This is a genomic window from Brucella sp. NBRC 12953 (genome assembly GCF_040369775.1).
Classification (GTDB): Bacteria; Pseudomonadota; Alphaproteobacteria; order Rhizobiales; family Rhizobiaceae; genus Brucella; species Brucella pseudogrignonensis.
This window is the reverse complement of record NZ_BAABSV010000014.1, coordinates 14562-39374: the sequence shown is the minus strand read 5'-3', so window position 1 is coordinate 39374 and position 24813 is coordinate 14562. Positions and strand designations below refer to the sequence as shown.

Sequence of the window (24813 nt, the reverse complement as noted above, 5' to 3'; positions counted from 1 at the left end):
AGTGGTGTCCGGGCCTTATCCATGCCCGCTCAACCGCAAATGCTGCGCGACCACTTGCAGATCGGCGATCGTATCAACGTCGCTGGTCACCATATCCGAGGCGACAACGCCATGCGCATGACCCAGCAAGGCCCGTGCGCCCTTGTCACCGGCGCTTGGCAAGCTGCCAAGCATGGCGCTGGGGACTATGGCCGGTGGACACAAGCCGGACGCGGTTCGTGTGGCCACCGGAACAGTGCGATCGGTGTTGAATGCAGCCAATAGTCCTTCAATATGGTCCAAGCTGATCAGCGGCATATCTGCCAGACAGACCATCACCCATCGCTGTGTGGTAATTTCTGACAGTCCACGATGGATCGAACCCGTCATGCCCGCATCGGCATCGCCAATCTCCGCTCTGACAAAGCCCGCATCGAGATAGGGCTGCACCCATAAAGGCTTTGAACGGCACACGACAACTTTTCGACCCCAGTTGAATGCCCGCAATGTCGAAAGGACATGATGGGCCACCGGCTTTCCCATCAGACATTGGTCGAGTTTGTCGCCGCCTTTGAAGCGCTGACTGCGACCTGCTCCCAGGACCATGATGGCGATCGCGCTGGCCTGATCTTTCTCCGTCGCCTTCATCGTGACACCGAAGCGTTTCTCAACGAGATGATTTCGGCCAGGATCGACACTGCGAGAGAGCGCGCATCGCGCGTGGGTCCGAACAGGCCGATCGGCGCGCGGATCGCCGCAATCTTTTCCTCGGCAAAACCGGCTTCACGCAATCTGTTGCAGCGTAGCTGATGGGTTTTGCGACTGCCCAGACAGCCGACATAGAAAGCCGCACTGCAAAGCGCTTCGCCAAGCAAGCGGCTTTCGCGGTCAAGATCATGATACAGCATAACGATGGCGCTGAAGCGATCCACTGGTTCCAGATCAAGCCCGCTGACCACCTCAATGCCCAATGCGCCGGCAACCCGGCCGAGCATTGCGGCTTCCAGTCCCGTGCCACAGAGCAGAAGGCGCAGCGCCGGAGGATAGACAGTGACAAAGACCTCCTTATCCCAACCAGAGCCATGCTGTGCATGATCGGGGATGGCGATAGCCGTCAACTGGGATCTGACAGGATCATAGGCAAGGCCCGCAGCACGCCGCCTTTGATGCGCTGCAAGAACGTCTCGGAGCGCCTCATTATGCCTGACCACATGGATAGCAAGCAGGATGCTGCTTGCGCAGGGCAGGACAACATCGAAATAGTCCGATCCCTTGCCAAGTCGCAACTGGCGATCCTGATTGGCGGCGATCGCAAGCATCGCTTCCCCCGCCACAATCGCCTCGACACAGCCCCCCGAAACGAAACCGCAATAAGCGCCGTCCTCACCAACCGCCATCTGGGTCCCCAGCGATCGCGCCGCACTGCCAGCAATATCCACCAGGGTGACCAGCGCGCAGCCTCGACCCGCCCTGAGCCTGTCATCGACAAACTGCAATATTGCCGTGGCGTCATCTTCGACCAGCGCACAGAAGGGTTGGATCTGCGCGTCAACGAACTGATTGTTCATGTCGGAACCCGATACCGGTTGCACCTATTGCTCCGCGCGCTCAATATCAGCGCTTTGAATGTCGGCGGGCTGGTCGCCCCACTGGTTGCGCATGTAATTCACCAGATCGGCGACCTGCTGCGCGCTGAGTGCTGTGCGGAATCCCGGCATCGCCTGCATCACCTCATTATTCGCCAATTTCTGCTCCGCCACCCCATTGAGGATGACCTGGATGAGATTGCTCGGATCCGCAAGCATGGCACTGGTATTGATATTCATCGCGGGAGCAATATGCGGCTTACCCTCGCCGTTGAGACCATGACAACCGGCGCAGACAGACACATAGACGTCGCGGCCTGCAGACTGCGTGCCAGCCTGCCGCTGCAGCTCGCCCCCTGTCCGGGTACTGGTCTGGGGCAGCCGGCCCTTGGTCAGATAGGCTTCCAATGCTGCAATGTCCGCATCCTGCATATATTGTGAGGAATGCATCAGCACCGGATACATTTCCAAGGTCATCGTGCCTTGCGGAGCCATGCCAGTCTTTAGAAATGACTGGATGTCCCGTGATGTCCAGCCGCGGTCCGCCAACGCCTCCGGCGTCAGGCTCGGCGCGGTGATGCTGCCCAGACTTGCACCCTGATAGGCTCTTGACTGCACGAGACCGCCCATGAAATTGCGCGGCGTATGGCATTCCTGACAATGACCCAACACATCGGCGATATAGGCGCCCGCCAGGGCGGTCGGATCGCCCTTGAGCCTGATCGGCGGATTGACCAGCCGCCAGTAGGCCAGCGTCCAGCGCTGATTGAAAGGAAAGGGCAGCGTGTTGCGCGGTGTCTTCCGTGCCACCGGTTGCTGGGTGTTCAAATAAGCGAAGATCGCATCGGAATCGGCCTGACTCATGTCATGATAGGAGATGAAGGGCATCGCCGGATAAAGAAAAGCGCCATCCGGGCGAATGCCATCGGTGAGCGCATGATAGAAGTCACTGGAACTGTAATTGCCGATCCCCGCCTGCTTATCCGGTGTGATATTGCTGCCATATATTGTGCCGAAGGGTGTCGCCAACCCCAAGCCACCCGCAAAGGGCGCACCGTCCGGTGATTGATGGCAGGCGGCACAATCGGCCATGACCGCAAGATATCTGCCACGCTCCACCAGCTTGCTGGCCTGATTGGCAAAGCGCTGCTCTGCAGCCTTCTGGTCATAGGGCTGCCTGACCGGCCAGAACGGCACTGATGCGGCGATCAGGCCGCATACAAGCGCAAGACCCACAGCCCCGACAAACAGCCGCCTCATTTCACGAGCCCCGGTATGTTGATCACCAGATCATGGACAGCCTGATAGTAACGGACATAGCCGGTACAGCGGCAAAGATGTGTGTTGAGCGCTTCTTCAATCACCGTCTTGAGATCGTCGCGCAGCACTGGTTCACGCTGCAAACGCTCGACAAGCACCGTTGCGGCATTGACAAAGCCGGGCGCGCAATAGGAACACTGGAATGAGAAATGATCCAGGAACGCCTCCTGGACCTGCGAAAGGCGAAGATTGCCGCCTTCATCCTTGACCGCATGCCCCTCAACCGTCCGGATCGACCGACCATCAAAATACAGGGCGCCGGTAATGCAGGTCCGCATTTCACGGCTGCTGCCATCGGCATCATCGACAATCACCGTACAGGCCCGGCAAAGGCCTTGCCCGCATCCATAACGACTACCGGTCAAACCCACATATTCGTGCAGGAAGTCGACCATGGCCAGTTCCACCGGCACGGTGATCGGACCAATGGTCTCATTGTTGATGCGCAGGCTGATTTCACGCGTCGCAATGGTCATGACAAAGCCTCTTTGATCTTCTCTTCGCTGAGCGGCAGGTCGCGCAGATAGATGCCAATGGCATGCGCAACCGCATTGCCAATCGCCGGAATAGTCGGGATCTGCACCACTTCCGCCATTCCCTTGGGATAATTCTCATCGGGAAGTGCGGGCAGGATGGTGGTGGTTTGATTCCAGACCGCGACATTGACGCCGCGTGGCAGTCTATAGCGGTTGAAGTTCCAGTCACCGCTTCCCGGACCCCCTTCATAAAGCGGCATGGTTTCATAGAGCGCATGACCGATCGACATGGCGATACCGCCCTGCAATTGTCCCGACACAAATTCAGGCACAATCACCCGGCCGCAATCCATGGTGGAATGATGCGAAAGCAGCGTCACCGCACCCGTCCCGCGATTGACACTGACCTCAATAAGCGCCGATATGGCCGAAAAGCGCGACCAGCTTGCGCGGTCGACACGCGGATCCATGTAATGCATGTTGGCGCGCTCGACCCATTGCCAGCCCTCAGAGCCAGCGCGTATGGCCAGGCCATCCAGCGGTCGGCGTGACTTCTGGCCCAGAATCGTGAAATCCGCCTCCCCCCAGCCCCAGCGGTCAAATCCGTGCACCATCGCACCCGCCACAGCGCCAATCTCATGAATCGTTGTGGCAATGGCTGCAAGGGTGAGCGATCGTCCATCGGAATGCACGAAATCACCATCCACCCATATTGCCTGGGCGGCCAGCTCCTGCGGGATATTCCACAGTTTCGCCGCCGCCGGAACAATGCCCTGCTCAAAGATCAGACGTCCAGCTTCATTGGTGGCATGGGAGAAGTAATAGGAACTGTTGGAGGCACTGGAGGGGGAGGCAAAGGCCGGCGTCCAGCGCGGATCCTCCACCATCTTGTCCTGATAGGCCTTGTCCATTACAAAGGGGCTGAGCGTCTCATACATCTGCAGCGGAGACCAGTCAAAAGCCGCGCTTTCGACCGTATCGGCGGATTTTCCCAGCCAGCGCGCACAAAGCAGCGCTTGCGTGCTGACCGCGCCAGTGCCGATCTCAACCGCAATATGCTGCAGATGCACCCGCCCATCGCGACCCAGCTCAATGCTTGCGGCAACCCCCTCATTGGTGCTGCCAAATGCCTTCTTGCCAATGGCATAGCCAACACCATATTTGAGGGCCGGATGTTCCGCCTCAAAGGCGATCTTCCTGCTGGCACGATTGAGCCATATCGGGTTTTGCCGGTCTGTTTCAATAATCTCCGTCAACCGACTCTGACTGAGCGGCACCGCACCTGCGGAATTGCGCTCGAAGCTTTGCAACGCGTTTGCAAGGCGCAATTGCATCGCATCGACGCCGAGCTCACCCGCCAATTCGTCAATGAGCATTTCAGTCCCAAATTGCGCTTCCACGGCGCCAAAACCCCGCATGGAACCGGCGGTCGGCGCGCGCGATGAACGGGCAATGCCAACAATATCGCTTTTGGGGAAATAATAGATCCCCTGTGCCGCACCAGCGGCCACCTGCACAACCGGCGTGGTGAAATTCTGCCTGCCGCCGCCATCCAGCGCAAGATCAACGCTCAGGGCCTGCATCTTGAGCGATCGGCGATCAATGCCAATGCGATAGGTCATATCAAAACTATGCCGTTTGAGCGCTGTTTGAAACTGCTCTTCACGATCAAATGCAAGACGGACGGCCAGTCCTTCTGCAAAGAGCCCGGCAACAATTCCATAAAAGGGAAACGGGCTGTGATCCTTGGTGCCGTAACCCACCGTATAGGCGGAATGGCCTTTCAGGGATGCCACCTTGAAACTGCTCTTTTCGAGCATCGCAGCCGTCCCGGTCATCACTTCATGTGGACTCTGGCTCGCCATGACAAGTTCAAGAGCGGCATTTTTTGCATCATACCAGCAATTGCAATTATCGCCCTCAAGCGCTGCACCATCAATATAAGGAGAATGGTAGCTGCGTTCGATGACATGCAGGGTCTCCGGCGGCGTCTGCAGTTGCGCGCGGATAGCTTCGGCAAATGCCATGCCGCGCTCCATCACCGCACCGGAACTGTCCGCTCGCGGCCAGATGACCTCGTTGCCTTCATAGCGGGCAAAGACATAGCCGTCATCGACGGGATTGAACTGATCCCGTGGACCTCTGCTCCCCTGATCTCCTTCCAACCGGACGAAGCGGAAATTGGCCTGCGGCCCCTGCTCGACAGGCTCAGTCGTTTCTCCAAAGCGGATGACATCATGCCGTCGGGATTTATAAAGCCGCTTGGCCGTGCTGAAGCGGGCAAAATCGCGATAGACCAGGATTGCAAGCGGATATCCAAGAAACAGCGGAACCTTGTTGCGCGGCAACAGCATGTCCTTGCCGTAAACAAAAGGATCGTAGAAATCCAATCCCGCCGCCTGCAGTTTTTCGGCATCGACCACGACATCAGGCAACAACGCCGATCCCAGCACAGAGAGATCGAGACCAAGATAAGGGGCATCCGCCCGCGGTGATAGCACCATAAAGGCGTGCGCCTGCTCGGAAGGCCAGCCTTGCATGTCGCGCGCACGGATATCACGGGCGAATACCTTGCTTCCGGTCACTTTGGCAACGCCGTCAATTCGTCTTTTCAGCCGCATGTCACCTTGTGGCACAACGGGCAATTCGACCAGCCTGTCTTCAAACAACGCCGCTCTGGCGGCTTGAACAGGCAGAAGCGTGACCGCGATGCCGGACGCTGTAAACTTGAGAAAGTCTCTGCGTGTCGGTGTCATTTCTGATGGCTTCCTTTTGAAATCAACTGTCTTAAACGGCGCGGATAGCGGGACAATCAGCGCGCGCTGCAAGGCGCTTTATGCGCCCAGAATCCTGCGCGAGCAGGTCATTTGCCACAGCACAGCCGGCCGGACCCGATCCGCAAACGACCCTCAAAGGCCTGTAGCATCGCCACCGTGCCTGACCACCGCTGCGATAAAGAAATCTGGCTGAACAATAATGATAAATCCATCATTTCTAATATATTCATTCAAATTATCTTAGTTTATGTAATTACTACATTAAGTAATTCATCACAATACACCATATTTTTACATGAATATTATTTCATAGTAGTTTTATATATTTATCTAATATATTTTTTCTTGATTTTAGAGTTTCTTTATTAGCAAAGCTCTTGCTTATCCAGGGCGCAATTCAGGCCTTGGCGCCACGCCGCCGGCAAGAGCGGCGCCAATTGCCACTTTCGCAACAGCCTGCGCCAGAGACGATACAGGGGACACCGGCGCAGCTCGGCGCGTCCTGATCGATAAGGCGCGCAGCCCTACAATCCTTCCTTGCCCGCAACAAGCTGGTGTTGCATTAGCAGTGCACCCCGCGCTAATTGCTGACGTGGCTTTCCTGGACCATTTGCCTGCGACGCGATGTCCGGGAGCATCGACCGGAGCCGATAAACCCTCCCGGTCATGCCCTGATGGCAGTGCAACCCGCAAGTAGCCTGCCATGAGAAGCCAATGCAGTTCTGTTAAGCCATTTGAACTGCATCGGTCCCGGTGGTTTGGGATTACACCGGGACCACCCAATCCCACTCCCATTCGCCCTTACATTCGCCCCTCCGGGCGCTGGCCGCGCAGCTGTCCAAGCACCCCCGTTTTCCGGGGTTGCGGCATCTGCGTACCCGTCCTTTGCGCAAAATCTTTTAGGGCCGGGCGCGATCCTCGCGCTTTATCACGCGCAACCGCAACTAATTGCCGGTTACATCCGCACCACAAGTATTAGGCACCGCTCAATTGGTATTGTTGTCGACCATTAACCTCGCGATGATAGCGGCTTCACGGACAGAGGATAGATCGATGCCACCCAGATTATTTATCGAAAACTACGGTGCGACCACCAATTATCTCGGCCACCTGCTGCATGTGATGCAGAACAGATGCAATCAACTGATCGCGCGATGGCAAAAGGCCAGACAACGCCGCTCCAGAATGAGAACCTTGCAGTCGCTACCACCAGCGATCCTGCGGGATATCGGTTGGCCGGCAATTCTCGACGACAGCGAAGCCGTTGTCGACAGCCGGTTTGTGCATCATCTGCCGACCAAACTATCACCGCCCAGACACGGCCGCCGGCATCCCCGCGGCACTCCGCCAACCGTCTGGCACGACCCAATCGCCTGAAACTGCACGTAGACCGAAGTTTCAAAGAAGCGCTATCTGACGGATGCAACAACCCACCATTCAGTCCTCCAGGCCTGAGGTTTGATCGCTTCAGGCAAACGGCCTTGAATGAATGGCCTTCAACAAGGGGCGCATCACCAAACCAGCAAGCGCTTTAGGCAAACCGGACAACCAGTACCCTTTGCAGAAGGCCGCACCAACAAAGCCCCCGAAAGAAGCCCGCGAACAAGAAAGGCAGAAAATCATGTCCAATCATCATAAGGAAATGATCGCGGCACTTGTGCTCGATGCGGCAACAATATCCTTCACGAGCGGATTGGCCCTTATGGTGGTGCTGGCAGCGGTCGCGTAACGACAGGACGCTTCTGCTTCCTCGGCGGCCGCCCTGCCGCCCCTCGCTCAGAGGCTGTTGTCGCCGCTGCCGCGCGGCGAGCAATGACCGGCAGACCAAGCCCGTCAGCAATCCGCTCAAGGCAGAACCGAGCGGTTTCATTCAAAGACATTCGGGCAAAGACATTCGGGCAAAGACATTCGGGCAAAGACATTCGGGTACCACACCATTGAGGCAAACCATCCACCCAAGCCAGTCGGGGGATCATGATGCGATTCATTTTGATGATTGTTTTGCTGTTGCCGACGGCCTGTTTCAGGCCGGATCCGGTTCAAAGCCACGCCGTCTCGTTGCTGATCGACACGGTCGACGGTGAGGTGAAGCGACAAAAAGCCTTTGTCTATCTCGATCCGTCCGCTTTCAATCTGCGACCCTTCGGCGTCATTCAGCACCCATCCTTGAGCGCGGCCTTGAGCGCGGCGAGTGCTCCGCTCAACGACCCGATGCATGCCTGTTTTCAGGGGACCATCGAGGCTCTCCTCGCAGGTGTTGCCACAAAAACAGGCTATCAATGGGGTTTCACAGGAGCCCGTCCACCAGCCCCCATATTGGTCTCCGTCAATCGTGACACCGGCACTGCCTATACAATCCTCGAAGAAGGCCTGTTGCAAGCACAGGGCCTTGTCACGCTTGAAATCAATCCAGCACAAAAACGCATGACCCTGCATTACAATCGTCGCAGCCCCCGCACCATCGCGCATCTGGATGAAACGAGGCTCTGAATGCACAGCCTTTTTTCTGTCGTGCTGATCACCTGCTGCTTGACCGCCTGCGCGCGTCGCGATCAAGACATCCCGCCCTTGCTGCCGTTGATCGGCGGCAAAGAGGATCTGACGTCCCAGCAGGCGGCGCCCGCCGATTACGCGGGCTTTTTGAAGCAGACACAGCACAGACAGACCAATTCTGTGGTCGCGACGGCACGCGCTGCTGTTTTGCGCGAGGCAGCCATTTCCTATGCCGCCCAGGCCGGCTATCAGCGCCGGGTCTTTGAAATCATGAACTGTCTCGAAAAAAAGACCCAGCAACTCTCAGAGCAGTTCAACTTCAACGCGATCGTCTACACAGCACCCAAACAGGCAGGCTACATAGTGCCACCCGTGGTTTCGCGCACGGTCCAGGCGCTCACAATCAGTCAAAAGGGTCATGAGAGTGTGGCGGCGGATGACTATTATCGCATCCAGAAACCGGGCCGCATCGTTGCCATTGTTCCCACCTGGCGTGATTATCTTGTGATGCCGCTCGATAAACCGTCCGAACCCGATGCGCAGTTTCTACCCAAAGGAAAAGCCGAACGCCGGATCTGGGAGCGCTTTTTGGCGGTGGGCTGGAAAGCCGGAAACCAGCAAGCCGACGAGGCCCTGGCGGTCAATCTCAATCTGCTTGCCCGCGACTATCTCGGGATGATTGAATATCGCAGGCTGGTCCGGGCCGGCATCATCCGATCGCTGTTGGTCTCAAGCAGCCAAATCACCGCCACCGGCACCAACAACGAATTGTTCATCGGCCAGCGCCGCATCCGCATTCAATCCGATGCAAGCTTTGCGCCCCGGTTCCACGCCAAGCCGAGCCTGAGGACCCGGACAGGGCAACGGTCAAAACCATGATCGATATGGAGAAAATCTGCCGACAGCCGGTCGATCCCCAGAGCCTCGTCGTCCCGCTGCTTGTAACGGAGAACCAGCGCTTCGACAATGACCGCGACCTGATCAACCATCTCATGGTCGCGGCGGCCTTCCGAGGCGCATCCGACTTCTCGGTCATGTCAGACAACCGCGTCCACCTTCAAATCAATGGCCGTCAGTATTTTGGCACATATCGCGCCCTCTATCATTCGGAAGTGGATATCATGCTGGCGACCCTTTGGCGGTCGGCAGATGCCACAGGCATTATCCGACAGGGAAGAGTGCTTGATTTTGCGTATGAAATCGCGGTCGACCGTTTCACACGGCAACGCTTTCGTATCAACGCCACCGGAATTACCGTTAATGGGGGCGACGGCGTCGAACTCTCGGTGCGCTGCCTGCCAAACCGCACACCGTCACTCGATGAGATCGCTTTCGAGAGTGAAATCCGCGCCTATCTCACACCCAGAAGCGGCATTATCGTGGTCGCCGGCGGGACCGGCCATGGCAAGTCAACCACCATGGCTGCCATGACGCGCGCGCATCTCGAAAACAACACCATGCCGCGCAAGATCATTGATTATCAGGCGCCGATCGAATTCACCTTCCGTGACGTGCTTGAAGACAATGCAGATAAGGCTTCTTTCATCGCGCAATCAGAGGTCGGTGAAGGCCGCAATCTGCCCAGTTTCGGCAAGGCCATCTGGGCCTCCTTGCGCCGCGCGCCGCAAATCATCAATGTCGGGGAAGCGCGCGACTATGAATCGATGTCAGGTTGCCTCGCCGCGGCACTGCAGGGCCATATCGTCAACACCACCACCCATGCCGGGTCGGTTGCCGAAACGCTCCGGCGCATGGTGCTCGAGTTTCCGCCAGCCGAGCAGAAAATTCGCGCCTCCGATCTGGTGACCGCGCTGCGGCTGGTGGTGGTACAGCACCTGGTGCCAGGCCCTGATTTTCGCGGGCGCTGCGTGGTGCGGGAATTCCTGGTTTTTACCGATATGGTCCGCGATCGCTTTGTCTCGACCCCATTTGAGCACTGGACCCGGCTCGTCAGCGATATCTTCAAAGAGGCACATTGCGACCACAGATTGGTGGCACGTGCGCTGAACCAATCGATAAAACGCAAGATCAATGCAGGTCAACTCTCGCCAAAAATCGCCCGTGATCATCTTGGCTCGCTTTATCACGAAAGCCATTGCGGGGAAATCGAACACAACAGAAAAATACCGCGATGAAGCGAAACCCAGAAGCGCAATATCGGCTGCACGACAGCATGACTGCGTTGAACCGCGCCTGGTGCGGCAGCGCTGAAAGGGTCGACGCCGCTTGCCTGCAGGCGATCCGTTGCGCCCATGCTACAAACCAGCGGGCATACTGCCTGTGCAAGAAGCCAAATCCGCCAATGTATATTTCGGAATTTGACGGCAGATATGTCATCAAGCGAATGCCAGGCACCGGGTTCCTGCATGACCTTGGCTGTCTCCACCATCAATCTCTCCGCCATCTCGATTTTTATTCCGATCCGGCGGCGGGCTTTCAGCACGGCGCAGATAGGGCGAGCAATGTGAAACTCGCCTTTGCTTTGTCGGGAAAGCCCAATCCTTCCCCATTGCGCGCCAAGTCCGATAAGCCCGACAAAGCCGCCCGACCCGATCCAACGGCAAAGGGACTCTCCTTGATCGCGCTGCTGCACTTCATGTGGCAATCCGCCGAGCTCCATCGCTGGCACCCGGCCTTTGCCGGGAAGCGGCACTGGTGGACAGTCCGCAATCGACTGCGAGAGGTGGCGGCGCGCACGCGCGTCAAAACCCAGCCGCTGCTCGACAGGCTTTACATTCCCGAAACCTTTAGCCTCGAGCATAAACCGGCCATCCTCAGCCGTCAGAGGGCGTTTCTGCAAAAATTTCTGGCCGGACGCCGTGGACGGCGTGAACGCGTGATCTTGATCGCAGAAATCTCGACCATCAATGCGACCCGCTACGGCTGTCGCATAGGGTGCAAGCACGCACCCCAACTGTCGATCTTCATTGATGACAAATCGCTCAAACGACTCCGAAAACAATACGCATCCCTGTTTGCCCTCCATCAAACCCATCCACACACCCACCTTATGATGATTGCCACCGCCAGCATCACCCTGCAGCAAGCCCTATGTCTCCAACACAGTGCGCTGATGCTCGTCTCCCAACATTGGCTTCCCTGCCAGAGTGACGCGGAAGCAAGATTGCTGGACGCACTGGTGCAACATGGACGGAGCTTCCTGAAAAGCCTCAACCCGGATTGCCATACCGGACGCGTCGCCTCGATCTTGCTGACCGACACACGGCCATCGACAGCGCTTTTCATCACTGATAGCTCTGTGGATCAGATGCTCCACCACCCGCTGACCAAGACCTGGGAGAAGTCCGGACATGCGTGTCTAATCTGGAACCCCACCGAACAGCTGTGGCCAGACCTGCCCTTTTGTGAACTTGGACAACGGGTGTAACTAGGAGGGTGTAACTCGGAGGGTGTGAACTCGGATAACGGGGCGGCAGACGCGCGCTCGGCGGTCAGGTCTGCGCGCTGGATCTAGCCTTCGTCTGCAAACGACGAACAGCCCGATGAAATCCGTTGAAGCAACATCAAGCCTGGACGCAGACGCGACGACGCCTCGAATGGCTGCCGCGCAGGGTGAGAGGGCAATTGATGGGGATCACGCCTCATTCTCCGCCGACAGGGGATTGAGCTGCAGGGACTGCGACTGAGCCAAGCCTAACATTGCATGGCATGAGCCACAGACAATCGCCGCGAATGGTTTCGGGCAATTCTCAATTACAAGCGGCTGCAAGTGGAATTGCGTTTTACCACAAAACCCGCATTTGGGTGAGTTCGGTATGGTCATTTCTGCTCCTGGTCCCCATCCATTACGGTGCGTATAACAAGAATTGCGGCTCCCGTCGCCAATGCCATGCCGACGATCACTCCGATGCCGAATGTCTCACTCGTGCCGACGAGTGTCCCATGCAGGGCCAGCATGAACATGCCGACCAGAAGAAAGCAGGTTCCTGACACCAAGCTCACTGGATTTCTCATCATGATTTCCTCCTTGCGCCTCCAGTCTAGGTGAAGATATGAGCTGATGGAAATCCCAACTAAGTCCTCACAAGATTTGGAGGTTATCCGTTCATTTCGACAGGAACCGCAGATAGGCCATCCGCCAAGATCGCTTGCCGCCCCCCCACTCCTATCGCCTGGGCTCTGTGAAACGCTGTATGCGGATTTGCTTTGAGGAGAGTGAGAACCGGAGGCGCTCCGAACCAAGGAGCCGGAAGGTGTTGATATATTCGGAGCGCCACGCCTGCATCGGCAGAAACAGGCGCCCATCATTTGATCATGGCGCTCAAATGCAGACAATCACAACAATACGGGAGCGGATTTGTGCCGGCAGCTTTTCAGGCATGCACGGAGGAAATGCGGTGAGGTCCCGGTGCAGGATATTATACACCAGGACCTCTACAGCCTGCCACGTCCCACATACAGGCTGTATATTCCTTTTAGTCGACCACAACAATCGTGGGCACGGCCGCAGATCACCCTGTCCGAAGACACCCAAACGCGGCAAGATTCATAAGGCCTGGGCCTGTCGGTTTTATGTGCCGGATTAGCCGCGGCAATGCAACCCGTCAGAAATTGGGATGCTTTTTATGGTTCCTGGACAAGCCAGATTCCGCCGTTGACCCGCCCTCTTCAATATTTGCTCGGATGCTGCGACGCAATTAGTCGAAACAGGCTCTCACGCTTGCCCCTTCCGGGAGGTCAAATTGGCGGGCTTGATCATCCGCGGTTCTCCAGCCTTTTTCTGTATGAATCCTGACCCGCTGTTCAAGGCGTTCACCTTTGCATCGCGAACAGCCATATAAGGTTGTGGTCAGCTTGATATGGCCCGGCTCTTGCGCATCACGCGAAGGGCTCAGCGCCAGAAGCGACGTCAACGCCTCGACGTTCTCAGCCAGATCGGGCAGCGTCTGATACTGCATGGCAAAGGTGTCAGAATCTGAAAAATATTGATGCTTGCTGGCCAGCTGCTTGAGATAGCAGTTGCAGGTTCTGCAAACAGGATGCGCCTTTAAGGCCAGATAGACCACAAGGCCGCCCATCAGGAAGCCCAAATATTCAATGCCGGCGAACCACCATCCCGCGCCTTGCATAGGACCCAAATCGCGCAGATGGCGGCCACCATATATATGCAGAGCTTGCAGATAAGCTTTCATATAGCCCGAGAAGCTCATCACCGTGGAAAGCGCGGTTCCATCGTCAAAGCTCATCCATCGGAACTCGGCGTAGTAAACCAGAATCTGCGCCAATGCCGAGGCAAGAATGATCTGTGCCAGCACCGCCACATTCGGCCGCACGCTGAATCCGATGCAAGAAAAATAATAGCCCGAGGCGGCGGCAAATCCCGCAATCATCCCGCCAACCGGCACAATCGCATAAACGTTCAATGCAAAAAGATTGAAGCCGGTCAGATGGTTGACAAGCACGATGATGAACACCGTGAAGGCGAGGCCACTTGCGCCACACGCCGACACGGCCAGATGTTTTCCAATAGTCAAAGTTTGCTCCATAGAATTCGGTGGCAAACTAAATCAGGTCGGGCTCGAATAGATATCCCTAGGCTGAGGGAGCAACTGCAATCCTCGCCTGGCGCAGAATCTCGCAAATCCGACCGCCCACAAGTCCCAGCTTTGCCCGGTCAGGACCCCGAAAGCCGCCCCATTCTGATCGCAGCCGCTCCCAAGCGGCGCTTGCTGCAGACCCGCGACAACAAGGCGGAACCCTCCGCGCGCCCCACGGCAGCGCCTCGGATGCAAAGACACCGATCGCAGGCTCGCTCGTTGTGCAATCGTTCATTCATCCGCGAGTGACAGGAAGGACAGCGGATAAAATTAAGTTGAGAGGCGCTGAAACTTTTCAGGTGCTGTCGAGTTAACATCGCAGAAGAAAACGTCGCAAAACACGATGTTCTGTCAGATACGTATCTTAAGAGGAGATAAGTCAACATGAACTCTATCATCTATTTAGTCGGTCTTGTTGTGATCGTGTTGTTCATCCTTTCTTTTCTGGGATTACGTTGATGGTAGACCAAACTGTGATCGAAAACACATCCGACCGAAGCTATGTTGACTGGGCAGCCATCTTCGCGGGTGCAGCGGTTGCATCCGGCGTGATGGTGGTCATGACCACTTTTGCCAGTGGACTGGGCCTCAGTTCCTTCTCCGTCGATGACGGCGGTGAGTTGAGCACCGTTTGGCTGGTGATCACCGCGCTGTTCCTCATCCTCTCAATGGTGGCATCCTATATGCTCGGCGGCTATATCGCCGGAAGAATGCGTCGGCCGACCGGAACCGCAACCCGCGACGAATCGACCGTGCGCGACGGTCTGAATGGCCTTGTGGTCTGGGGGTTGGGGACCATTGTTTCCGCCTTGTTTGCCATAAGCATCATATCCGGTGGTGCCAAAGCCGTCGGTGGCGCAGCGCAGACCGCGGTAGAAGCGGCTGGCGCAGTGGCCGGAGGAACCGCACAGGGTGCAGGACAGCTTGCCGGCGGTATTGTCTCGGGCGCTGGCAATGCTGTGGGCGGCGTCGCCCAGGGCGCGGGCCAAGCGGCAGCACCTTCCATCGAGCAAATGTTGCCAGAAGGTTTGAAAGCCAATCCGCTCGATTACCTTACCGATGGCCTGTTGCGCAATGACGCCCAGACCACCGGCGCCGGCCAGGAGGTTCAAGATATGGCAGCGTTCCAGCGTCAGGTGACAGGCATCCTCGGCAACTTGCTGACAACGGGCGAAATACCCGAAGCCGATAAGGCGTGGTTGTCAAACCAGATCGCAAGCCGCACCGGCATCAGCCAGACCGATGCGCAAACCCGTGTTGATGAAACGGTGCGCCGTGTTCAGGCTCTGCGCACGGAAGCACAGGCAAAGGTCGATGAAGCGCAGAAGACGCTCGCCGATGTAAAGGCGCAGGCCGAAAAGGCTGTCGAAGATGCCAAGGCCAAAGCGGCAGCTGCTGCCGAACAGGCCCGCATCACCGGCATTCTGACAGCGTTCTTCCTGGCCGCCTCCGCCCTGGTTGCTGCAGCGGCCGCCTATATTGGGGCCGTGCATGGCGGACGTCATCGCGAGGAAGGTCGCATCTGGGGTGGCTTGGCCTATCGCAGGTAAGCCCCGGCTTCGACGAGGCAGCCCCGCAATTCCTTTGGGAATGCGGGGCTATTTTTGGTTTACCGGCTTGTTGCGATACGGCCGTGCTGCCACAAAAATCGTCATGAGACAGGATCGGCAGCTGCGCCCAAAAGCTGCATGAAGGCCATCAGCGCCGGATGCTCTTCAGCCTCCTCCAGTCGATCAATCTGAAGATGCAGTCTGTCCATTGCGGACGACAGACGCGGATTTGCCCGCATCGCCATCCGCCGTTGCGCGGATCGCCGGAGCAGATCCTCACAGAGATGACGGCCTTGCGGGGTCAGCCCGGTGTAAATATTGATGGAGACATCATTGGTTTCGAGCCGGAAATAGCGCACATGCTCATGATAATCATGCAGACGGGCATGAAAAAACCCTTCGCATGATTTCTTCGATATGTATTTGTTGCGCCCGGCTGGCCATGTGGACCAGTTGTCTTTGGCTTTCACGTGATTACAGATGAAACAGGCCACGGCAAGATTGCGATAGCTGAACGTATATTGGCCATAGGCATGGCGCGGCAGAATATGCTCGATCGGCTGAGCATAGGCAATGCCGTCAAGCGGGTTGCGGCAGTAACAGCAGCGACCGCCTTGTGTGGCGATCAACTGCTTGCGCAGCCTGGATATCAGTTTTGAACCGGAATGTTGCTTTCCCGACAGCGTGAAGGAAGCGGCCCGAATCGCGGCCCAGGACCCACTATTGCCTGCTGCAGCCTTGCGCCAATGCCGGAAAAATGTCTTCGCTTCCTTCGAAACCAGCACCGCTTCGCCAAAATCCTGTTCGAAAGCAATCAGCTTTTTCATGGCATTTTTACCGCAGGCTCAACGGAACGACGCAATTCCGTGATCGCCAGCTGGGCTTTCTCGATCAGATCCAGAGGCAGCGCAGTTGCCGTGGCCTCAAGCATCGGTTGCGAGATCGCAACCTTTTGCTTCATTTGCTCGAGCTCATCGAGAAGATTTTGCAACTCCGGCTGGGTCGACCTATTCACAGCGCCAATCGCATCCGACACCAGTTCCGCGCAGCGTTCATGCACTTCGCGATTGTTTTCCGTATAGATGTTGAAACCCTGGAAAAGCACGCGCTCGACACTGCTGGCCGCCCTTTCGTCGATCAAGTCAAGGACGCCCCCTCCTGCTTTGAAGCAATAACTCTGATCACCATGTGCCGTGGAAATCAGCACCGGAGAATGGGTCGCAATGACGATTTGACAGCAAAATCGCTGCGAGACTTTCTCAAACACCGTCGGTAGCGCTCTCTGCCAGCCGACATGGAGGCTTGTTTCCGGTTCATCGACCAAAAACAACACGTCCTTGGCTGCGTGTGCCACCAGTTTAGCGACCAAGAGCAGGATTTGCTGCTCACCGGTGCTGAGATGATCAAAAGGAATGATCGTATGTGAATCCGGCTTGCGAAAGCCCAGCTTCCATCCGCGCAGATCGTCATCGATGACGTCGCGCCCGAATTCGCGGATCGATTCCAGAAAGTCTGAATCCGCGGTCTCTGGCAACAGAAAATAGTGACCCGAGAACAGCAGGAGCTCGAGAATCGCCTCAAAGACCCGGACCTTGTCAGGGTCGTCATGAATCGACTTGACCAGCTCCGCCAGCTGCCGTCCCAGCAACCGCGGCTGCGTGCCTCCAACACCGGTTCTTGCCCCAAGATAAATATAGTCATGATCCAATCGCATCCTGGTCGCAAACCGGTCAGTGGGCGCGGAGGCAACCGCCCGCACCGCGCGTTGCCGGTCCCCATAGGCGCTGGCAAGCTGGCGCAAAAGCATGCTTTTTCCCGTCCCGTTATTGCCAATAATATAGAGGCAGCACGCGCGCTCAGGCACTCCAAGAAACCCATGCAGCGGTGTTGCATCCAGAAGGTCGCCGGCACGATCAACGCTCCGTTCGGGGATCCAATCGCTGGCCCGAAGCGAGGCATTGCTTAGCCTGAGAATGGCTTCCACCGACTCATAGCGAAAAAGTCCTGGCGCTTCGCTCAGACCGGAACGGAACATCTTGTGCGCACGGTCCTGCAGCGCTTCGCTGAGCCGTTCATCAGCTCGCTCGAGACGATCAATGCCGCCAAGGGCAAGATCGACGCCGAAGGGAAAGCTTAAAAACTGAGCCAACTGCTCCAAAGGCTCGTCGCGCAAACCATCAAGCGCCCGCCCATTCAACAGCAAAACCTCTGGCCGGATGCGTTGCCAGTCGTGAGATGCAGCAACCACCATCGAAAGAGCGGAGCCGCCAGAAACGCGCTTGGGCAGGTCAATCACCCCGTGGATCTGTCCGTGTTCAAGAAGCGCAACGCGCAACGCGGCGCGCCATCCTCCGACCCGAAGCTCGCTTGTGGGGACGATGATCACGGCACGCCGCTTGGGTCCAGACCGCAAAAATCGATGGACGATTTCCAGACCACCACTTTCCGCCAAAAAGCGACGGCCATCGTCGCGCTGCATGGCGGCACTGCGCAGTCTGGAGCTCAGTCGCCTGGCAGGATAGCCATAGACTGCCTGTGCCGAATGGGCAATCTCATCCTCGCTGCGGTCAGAAAAGTCCGCAAACCGCACGCCATGGGCGCGCAGCCGCAGGCAGACCTCAAAGCGCAGCGGCGTGTTGGCCAAAGAAAGATAATAAGCGCCCATCGCACCGCGTGCCTGCAGGGCAATGCCGATTTCACCATTGGTCGACCCGCTCAAATCGATCACGCTGCCACCCAAGGCATCCCAGCGCGTCACGAAAGCTGCAACGAAGCGCTCAATGCGACGAGAGACTGCATGCTCTTTGCCAAGCGTGTCGTTTAATCTCTCGACGATAAAATCGAGCCTTCTGAGCAACACCAGATGATCGTGCTCGAAACCGACCAGCTCTTGAAAATGGCGGAGGAGATCCGACGAAACGTCGTCCCACTCCGAGCGGTTCAGATCCCGAATGCCAAAGTCCTGATGAAGCTTAATACGCCAATCCCGCAATTGATAGGAATCCGCTATGCCCTGCGGCTCCAAAAATGGAAATCCATGGCGTTCGCGCATCTGCAAAAACAAGCATAGAGCGGCAAGCCGCAGTCCGCCCTCTGGCGTTCTCCCGGTTGTGTTGACCCAGATTGTTTGTACATGCTTGCAAAAACGCGCCGCATCTATATCGCGCTCGTCAATCGTGATCATCGTGTGATCGCCCCCTCAACCGCCTTCAATCCCTAAGCGGTCATGCTGCCCTCCAAAAGCTCTATAAAAAAAATCCACGCAAGACAAATGCCTTTGCGCAGCGGCAGTCATTCTCGCCGCCGCGTTTTCGATCGGCCGTGCTGAGGGCGAGAACACCATTATCTCCAAGGCAAAATGCCGTCTGTCCCGACCAAAGCCTTTCGGATTGTCGTTCTTTCATTGTGACAGGGAGCGGGCTGCTTGCGTATCCATCATCCAGCCGACGCTCGCTGCGCCAGAGGCAGCCCGGTTTCCTTCCCGGCAAGACGCACCAGAGACCCTCCTTGACAGATCCGTCATTTGTACACAGCCCTGCCCCGTCGCGCCGAGAACAGGCGGATTGGCCCCTTGCCGGACTGCGTGGCCGTCTTGACATTCGCCTCTTGCCAAATCCGCTGAAACCGATGATCTATCTATCCCTATTGAAACGTCGTCGTGACTGTCACGGTTTTGTTTTAGCGCTGTTTTTGAGGGATCCATCCTATGGAGTTTATTGCGCAGCATCTGGCATTTCTGTCGAGCCCTGGGGGTTGGGCGGCACTGATTACTCTGGTGACGATGGAGATTGTGCTTGGCATCGACAATCTGATCTTCATTTCCATTCTCACCAACAAATTGCCGCTGCCGTTGCAGTCGAAGGCCCGACGGATCGGCATTGGCGCGGCTTTGATCTTGCGACTTGCGCTGCTGTTTACAATTTCAATCATCGTTCAGCTCAAAGAACCACTCTTCGAGGCCTTCGGTCACGGATTTTCATGGCGCGACATCATCCTGATCGCCGGCGGACTTTTTCTCGTCTTCAAGGCCACAAAGGAAATTCATCATAGTGTCGACCCGCATGATGGTCGGGAAAACATCGCCGGAAAGGCCGTGCAACTGACAATGGGAGCGGCGATCGTTCAAATTCTCATTCTTGACCTGGTGTTTTCGGTGGATTCCATCATCACCGCGGTCGGTATGACCGACGAAATTGCCATCATGGTCATCGCTGTGCTGTCCGCAGTCGCCGTGATGTTGCTGGCCGCCGATCCCTTGTCACGTTTCATTGCCGCCAATCCGACCATTGTCATGCTGGCCCTCGGGTTCCTGCTGATGATCGGCATGACGTTGATCGCTGACGGTTTTGGCGTGCATGTCCCCAAAGGCTATATCTATGCCGCCATGGGCTTTTCGGCCTTGGTTGAAGCGCTCAATATGCTTGCGCGGCGCAAGAAGCCACCGCAATAGTCCTCCTCATAAATCGTGAGGCTCGTGTGCCGCCCTTGGCCTGGGCGGCCACGGGCCGTGCTGACAGGAAGGATAATTGCCTGCAAAACTGTGGAACCAAACCCCCACCGAGCTGTTAGTGTGGACACTGCAAGCTGAAAGATGGTCCGCAATGCGCCTTCACAATCACCTGCTCCGCGCGGCGCATCGTGCGGTTGCCCGAAAAAAGGCGCTGGCCCTACACCCTGCACAGGCCATCGGTGAAGCGTTGAATGAACTCAATTCGCTCCCGCGCGCTGCGCCGGATCAGACCTTCGAGGACCTGTTGCAACGATTGCAGGAGGCCGAACAAAATTCCAAAAAAAATCCTTGATCCTTCGGGTGCCTGCGCATGCTTGCGCTGCAATCTCGGCGATCGATTGGGCGCAATCGAACACGAACCGCCTATTTCATAGCAACAACCCCAGCCAGCCAGAAAAGCGTGTTGCCTGCTCCGCGATGATCCGCTCATAAGCCAAAGACAACAGGGTGCGGGCATCATTTTTTCTCGTTTCGGGATCCGATCCAATCCTTCAACGTTAAGCTCTGCGTAACAATGAACACAGGTGAGCGATGATGGAAGAGTTTTTTGCAGCAATGGCAACAATCAGTTTTCTGGCTCTAGTGTTTCTCGCCCTCAAATACCGGTGTCGAGCCGGTCTGGATCGCCCGCGAACCCGTCTTCACAAAGCAGAGAACGCGCTCGCCGCCCGCGGCTATCAGATCTGATTGCCACGCCTGCGGGCTGAGAACCAGCGTCCGCTGCCGTCCGCGTGGCCTCACCAGGGTGGCCGCGACGCCCAAGCCCGGCGTAACACAGGAGGCAGCGCAGATCCCAAGGGCTGAATTGCGCATTCTGCAATCCGCATGGGGCCACGTTGCCGGTGAAGGCTTGAATGCCGCCGACACCGCGGTCATCGAACAGGCCATCACCGATCTGCTTGGACGCTGAGCCGTGAGATCCACATGAAGCTACAGCGCCTGCGGATCCGGGACCTGTGAGGATCTCGGATCCGCACTCAGCCTCATCGATCATTTTTTGCCGGCAACGGCGCGATTGAAATCCTCAATCACCCTGGCCCGGTTGGAGTTGATCTCATTCCAGTTGGGAAGCGACAGATTCTTCACGCTGCCATCCGCACCCCATGGCATTTTCTGCTTCGCATTGTCAGACAATTCAACGCCTTTGGTTGCCGGACCGACGAAAATCCGCTCGGACATGCATTGCGCCGCCGCCTTGCTCACGGCAAAATCGATAAACTTTTCCGCTGCTTCCCTGCGCGGCGTGTTGGCAACCAGATGCAATCTGATATCACCGCCAATCGCACCTTCCTCCGGGACCACGAATTCGATCGGCAGGCCCTGGTCGCGCATGGCAAATGCCGAACTCGCATAATGCGCCCCAGCGATAACCTCACCGCTCTGGAACAGGTTGGTACCCGCACCGGCCGTATCGAAATAGGCCGCAACCCGCAATTTCTGGACCGCATCGAGAACCGGAGCCATCGCGCTAAGCGGCGTAGCCTTGTGTTTGGCAAGCTCTGCGAGAAACGGCACGCCCATCGCATTGGCGGGGCTTGGAAATGTCACTGCACCTTCATAATCCGCACGCCACAGATCCTGCCACGATTTGGGTGGCGTTTCCACCTGGTCCTTGTTGTAGACCAGGCCGAGCGAATAAAAGCCGGTGCTCACCGCGAATATATTGCCTGCGTCATCCTTGTAGCTGCCTTCCGCAACAAGCCCGTCAACGCCAGGGACCTGTTTGGGGTCGATCGGAGCGATCACGCCTTGGGCTGCCGCCTGCTCAGACACGCCGCCATCCAGCCAGACCGCATCGAGAACCGGCGCGTCTTTTTGCTGAAGCAATTTGCTCAGTGTGACCCCGGAAACCCCGGGCTCCGGGGTCACCTTGATGTTGGTCGCCTTGGTAAACGGATCGATGATGCAGGCTTGCAACGCTGCCCCCCACTCACCACCATAGGTGGCGACAGTGATTGCAGACTGCGCGAAGGCCGGTCCACCCATCAGGCCGAAAGCCAGGGCGGTGAAGGCAATCTTGGTGCTGTGATTGCGTTGCATGGTCAAGTTCCCCTTATGTTGTTGTTTGCTTAACTGTGGATATTAGGTATCGTGAAAGAGAAACCGCAAATTGCAATTCATGCATCTGAGATAACCAACAGTTATGAATATCAGACAACTCGAGGCCTTCAAGGCCATTATGGAGCTTGGCAGTTTCACACGCGCCGCAGAAAAGCTGCACCTCACCCAGCCGGCCGTCAGCAAGTTGATCACGCTGCTTGAGCACAGCTGCGGCTTTCAACTGTTTCTGCGCCAGAAGAACGGCGTGCTTCCTACCGCCGAAGGGGAAATGCTCTATTCAGAAGTCGAACGGGTGTTCCTGGGACTTGAATCCATCTCGGCACGGGCGCGCGCCATCAAGAATTTCGATTTTGGCGAAATTGATCTGGTGGTGTTTCCCTCGCTCGGCACACGCGTGCTGCCCCTGATCCTCGCCGAATTTCTCGAGAAAAAGAAAATCAGGCTGAATCTGACCAGTCGCAATTCCTGGCTGCTGGTGGATCGGGTCGCCACCCAAGGGATCGATGTCGGCTTCGGCATGACCCGCACCGAGCGTCCCGGCGTGCATTTCTCGCATCTCTGCTCGATGCAGGCGGTCTGTGTCTTGCCGCCCTGGCACCCCTTGGCCGAAAAAGACATCATCACCGTGCGCGATCTGGAGAATGAAAAATTCATTTCGCTCGTAGAGGAAGACCGGGCCCAGATCGAAATTGATCGCACCTTTGGCGAGCATAATGTATCCCGCAACATTGTCCTGAAATCCCAGCTGTCGGAAAGCATCTGCTCCTTCGTCTCCGCAGGCAGGGGGGTGGCGATCGTCGATCCGTTGAGCCCGGTCGGCTTCACCCGCGACGAGATTGTGGTGAAACCGTTCTCGCCGGATATCCGCCAGGATATCTGGGTCGTCACGCCCAGTTTTCGCGAGCCCTCTCTCGGCACCCAGGCCCTCATCCGGCATGTGCGCAGCGCCCTGCCGGCGAAAATTGCCGAACTCACGCAAGCCATTGCGCCTGGTCGGCTCCAGACATGACAAAAAGTTATGTCTGACTGCCGATAAGCAATTTGCTTTCCTGCAGCCTTGCAGCGCATCCTTTATCGAGATTGGAAATACTTCCGCTACTGGCTTGCAGAAGTATTGCCAATAATATCTCGATAAAATGGAAGTATCTCATGGCAATCAGTGGCACGATTACAGTTCTCACCCCCACCGGAACTTTGGGTTACGGCTTCGGTGCCGAAGCACTCGCACGCGGAATGGCCCTGGGCCCTCAGGTCATTGCCGTCGATGCCGGTTCCACCGATCCCGGCCCCTCCTATCTGGGTTCGAACGAGCCACTGGTATCGGATTTTGGCATTCGGCGCGAACTCAAGCAGCTGATCACCGCCGCCTATCAGGCCGGTATCCCGGTCATCGTGGGCAGCGCCGGGGGCGCGGGCACGGGCGCGCAGGTCGACCGCACGGTCGCCCTTGTCCGCGACATCGTTGCCGAATTGGGCATCAAACGCAAACTCGCCTTTATCTATTCCGATATCCCGGTCGAACGGGCAAAGGCTGCCGTGCGTGCTGGCGAGGTGATCGATTTTGAAGTCGGCGCGCCGCTGACAGAAGCGATGCTCGATGAGACCTGCAATCTGGTGGCACAAATGGGCCACGAGCCGATCTGTCAGGCACTGGAAGCCGGAGCAGACATCATCATCGCCGGTCGCGCCTGCGATGACTCCGTCATTGCATCCTATCCGATCTGGCGCGGCGCCAACCCGGCTCTTGCCATTCATATGGGAAAAATCCTCGAATGCGGGGCGTTTTCCGCCGAGCCTTTTGCCATGGATGTGATGCTTGGTACCATCCATGATGACCATTTCGTGCTCGAACCCGGCAGCGTCGATCGGCGAGCATCGGTGAAATCCGTTGCTGCCCACTCTCTCTACGAACGCGAAGACCCCTTCTCGCAGGGTGGACCCGGCCATATCATCAATCTCTCCGACTGCGCCTTCGAACAGATCAACCCGCGCCAGGTCAAAGTGACCGGGGCAAAAATAACCGATACCGAAGCCTATTACATCAAGCTCGAAGGCGCGCGTCTGGCCGGCTATCGCTCGATCTGCATCGCCGGCTTGCGCTGTCCCACTCTGGCCAGTGCCATCGAGCGCCTGCTGGAAGAAATCCGCGTGAAGACAATCGATTATTTCGCGCCAAAAACCCTGACAATCACCTTTCACCTCTATGGCCGCAACGGCGTGATGAAGGCGCTCGAGCCAGCCGCTCCCTCAGGACATGAATTGGGGCTTGTTATCGATGTGGTTGCCGACAGCCAGGATATCGCCCATGCTGCCTGCCACTTCATCAGCGGAAGCCTCTTGCACTACCATTACCCTGACGTGATCAATCCATCCGGCAATCTGGCGTTTCCTTACTCTCCTTCAGACCTCGACACCGGACCGCATTACGAGTTCAGCGCCTATCACCTGATGAAAGTGGAAAGCCCAACCGAACTGTTTCCCGTTCATTTCGAGGAGCTTTGAG

The 24813-nt window shown here is 57.0% G+C and carries 22 protein-coding genes; 11 read left to right on the top strand and 11 right to left on the bottom strand.

Annotated features, from left to right (window positions below):
• Positions 1-15: 15 nt before the first annotated feature.
• Genes ABWV94_RS22460 through ABWV94_RS22440 form a run of 5 tightly spaced genes read right to left on the bottom strand, consistent with a single transcriptional unit; the run spans position 16 to position 6117 of the window.
• Entirely contained in the window at positions 16-627 is a 612-nt protein-coding gene (locus tag ABWV94_RS22460; protein ID WP_353415416.1) for a nucleotidyltransferase family protein, read from the bottom strand.
• Positions 624-1571 (bottom strand): XdhC family protein, encoded by a 948-nt coding sequence (locus ABWV94_RS22455; protein ID WP_353415415.1) that lies wholly within the window; start codon positions 1569-1571, stop codon positions 624-626. Before ABWV94_RS22455 ends, ABWV94_RS22460 begins: the two co-directional genes overlap by 4 nt.
• The gene (locus tag ABWV94_RS22450) at positions 1572-2825 is read right to left on the bottom strand and encodes a c-type cytochrome (protein WP_353415414.1); all 1254 of its coding nucleotides are present in this window, start codon (positions 2823-2825) and stop codon (positions 1572-1574) included.
• Positions 2822-3361 (bottom strand): (2Fe-2S)-binding protein, encoded by a 540-nt coding sequence (locus ABWV94_RS22445; protein WP_353415413.1) that lies wholly within the window; start codon positions 3359-3361, stop codon positions 2822-2824. Before ABWV94_RS22445 ends, ABWV94_RS22450 begins: the two co-directional genes overlap by 4 nt.
• Positions 3358-6117, bottom strand: a complete 2760-nt coding sequence (locus ABWV94_RS22440; RefSeq protein ID WP_353415412.1) for a xanthine dehydrogenase family protein molybdopterin-binding subunit — start codon at positions 6115-6117, stop codon at positions 3358-3360. The genes ABWV94_RS22445 and ABWV94_RS22440 overlap by 4 nt, the downstream gene beginning before the upstream one ends.
• A gap of 1074 nt (positions 6118-7191) precedes the next feature.
• On the opposite strand from ABWV94_RS22440, the gene ABWV94_RS22435 reads away from it, so the two are divergent.
• From ABWV94_RS22435 to ABWV94_RS22410, 6 genes are all read left to right on the top strand, one after another.
• Positions 7192-7515 (top strand): DUF1127 domain-containing protein, encoded by a 324-nt coding sequence (locus ABWV94_RS22435; protein ID WP_353415411.1) that lies wholly within the window; start codon positions 7192-7194, stop codon positions 7513-7515.
• A 112-nt stretch (positions 7516-7627) separates the two neighbouring features.
• A complete protein-coding gene (locus ABWV94_RS22430; protein WP_353415410.1) occupies positions 7628-7867 on the top strand; it encodes a hypothetical protein in 240 nt (79 codons plus the stop codon).
• Between the two features lie 245 nt (positions 7868-8112).
• A complete protein-coding gene (locus ABWV94_RS22425; RefSeq protein WP_353415409.1) occupies positions 8113-8628 on the top strand; it encodes a DotD/TraH family lipoprotein in 516 nt (171 codons plus the stop codon).
• Complete coding sequence (locus ABWV94_RS22420) at positions 8629-9510, top strand: type IV secretory system conjugative DNA transfer family protein (protein ID WP_113496577.1); 882 nt, start codon at positions 8629-8631, stop codon at positions 9508-9510.
• The gene (locus tag ABWV94_RS22415; protein WP_113496578.1) at positions 9507-10766 is read left to right on the top strand and encodes a type IV pilus twitching motility protein PilT; all 1260 of its coding nucleotides are present in this window, start codon (positions 9507-9509) and stop codon (positions 10764-10766) included. The genes ABWV94_RS22420 and ABWV94_RS22415 overlap by 4 nt, the downstream gene beginning before the upstream one ends.
• Positions 10763-12019: a DUF1173 family protein gene (locus ABWV94_RS22410; protein WP_353415408.1), complete on the top strand. Its 1257-nt coding sequence runs from the start codon at positions 10763-10765 to the stop codon at positions 12017-12019. Before ABWV94_RS22415 ends, ABWV94_RS22410 begins: the two co-directional genes overlap by 4 nt.
• 392 nt (positions 12020-12411) lie before the next feature.
• On the opposite strand, the gene ABWV94_RS22405 is transcribed toward ABWV94_RS22410, so the two are convergent.
• Entirely contained in the window at positions 12412-12609 is a 198-nt protein-coding gene (locus tag ABWV94_RS22405) for a hypothetical protein (protein WP_353415407.1), read from the bottom strand.
• Positions 12610-13289: 680 nt separating this feature from the next.
• Positions 13290-14138 (bottom strand): hypothetical protein, encoded by an 849-nt coding sequence (locus ABWV94_RS22400; protein ID WP_353415406.1) that lies wholly within the window; start codon positions 14136-14138, stop codon positions 13290-13292.
• 509 nt (positions 14139-14647) lie between these two features.
• On the opposite strand from ABWV94_RS22400, the gene ABWV94_RS22395 reads away from it, so the two are divergent.
• Entirely contained in the window at positions 14648-15739 is a 1092-nt protein-coding gene (locus tag ABWV94_RS22395; RefSeq protein WP_353415405.1) for a hypothetical protein, read from the top strand.
• 101 nt (positions 15740-15840) lie between these two features.
• Here ABWV94_RS22395 and ABWV94_RS22390 read toward each other — a convergent pair whose 3' ends face one another.
• Together ABWV94_RS22390 and ABWV94_RS22385 are read right to left on the bottom strand one after the other, a co-directional pair.
• Complete coding sequence (locus tag ABWV94_RS22390) at positions 15841-16566, bottom strand: HNH endonuclease (protein ID WP_353415404.1); 726 nt, start codon at positions 16564-16566, stop codon at positions 15841-15843.
• Positions 16563-18923, bottom strand: a complete 2361-nt coding sequence (locus ABWV94_RS22385) for an AAA family ATPase (RefSeq protein ID WP_353415403.1) — start codon at positions 18921-18923, stop codon at positions 16563-16565. The genes ABWV94_RS22390 and ABWV94_RS22385 overlap by 4 nt, the downstream gene beginning before the upstream one ends.
• 522 nt (positions 18924-19445) lie before the next feature.
• On the opposite strand from ABWV94_RS22385, the gene ABWV94_RS22380 reads away from it, so the two are divergent.
• Together ABWV94_RS22380 and ABWV94_RS22375 are read left to right on the top strand one after the other, a co-directional pair.
• The gene (locus ABWV94_RS22380) at positions 19446-20189 is read left to right on the top strand and encodes a TerC family protein (protein ID WP_113496585.1); all 744 of its coding nucleotides are present in this window, start codon (positions 19446-19448) and stop codon (positions 20187-20189) included.
• 76 nt (positions 20190-20265) lie between these two features.
• A complete protein-coding gene (locus ABWV94_RS22375) occupies positions 20266-20541 on the top strand; it encodes a hypothetical protein (protein WP_162761664.1) in 276 nt (91 codons plus the stop codon).
• Between the two features lie 287 nt (positions 20542-20828).
• On the opposite strand, the gene ABWV94_RS22370 is transcribed toward ABWV94_RS22375, so the two are convergent.
• Positions 20829-21062 carry a hypothetical protein gene (locus tag ABWV94_RS22370; RefSeq protein WP_353415402.1) on the bottom strand — a complete coding sequence of 78 codons (234 nt, stop codon included), beginning with the start codon at positions 21060-21062 and terminating at the stop codon, positions 20829-20831.
• 177 nt (positions 21063-21239) lie between these two features.
• Positions 21240-22289, bottom strand: coding sequence for an ABC transporter substrate-binding protein (locus tag ABWV94_RS22365; protein WP_353415401.1), 1050 nt, complete (start codon positions 22287-22289; stop codon positions 21240-21242).
• 103 nt (positions 22290-22392) lie between these two features.
• Here ABWV94_RS22365 and ABWV94_RS22360 point away from each other — a divergent pair, with 103 nt between their 5' ends.
• Together ABWV94_RS22360 and ABWV94_RS22355 are read left to right on the top strand one after the other, a co-directional pair.
• On the top strand, positions 22393-23319 hold the full coding sequence (locus ABWV94_RS22360) for a LysR substrate-binding domain-containing protein (protein ID WP_353415400.1): 927 nt from the start codon (positions 22393-22395) through the stop codon (positions 23317-23319).
• 140 nt (positions 23320-23459) lie between these two features.
• On the top strand, positions 23460-24812 hold the full coding sequence (locus ABWV94_RS22355; protein ID WP_353415399.1) for an acyclic terpene utilization AtuA family protein: 1353 nt from the start codon (positions 23460-23462) through the stop codon (positions 24810-24812).
• Position 24813: the final 1 nt, after the last annotated feature.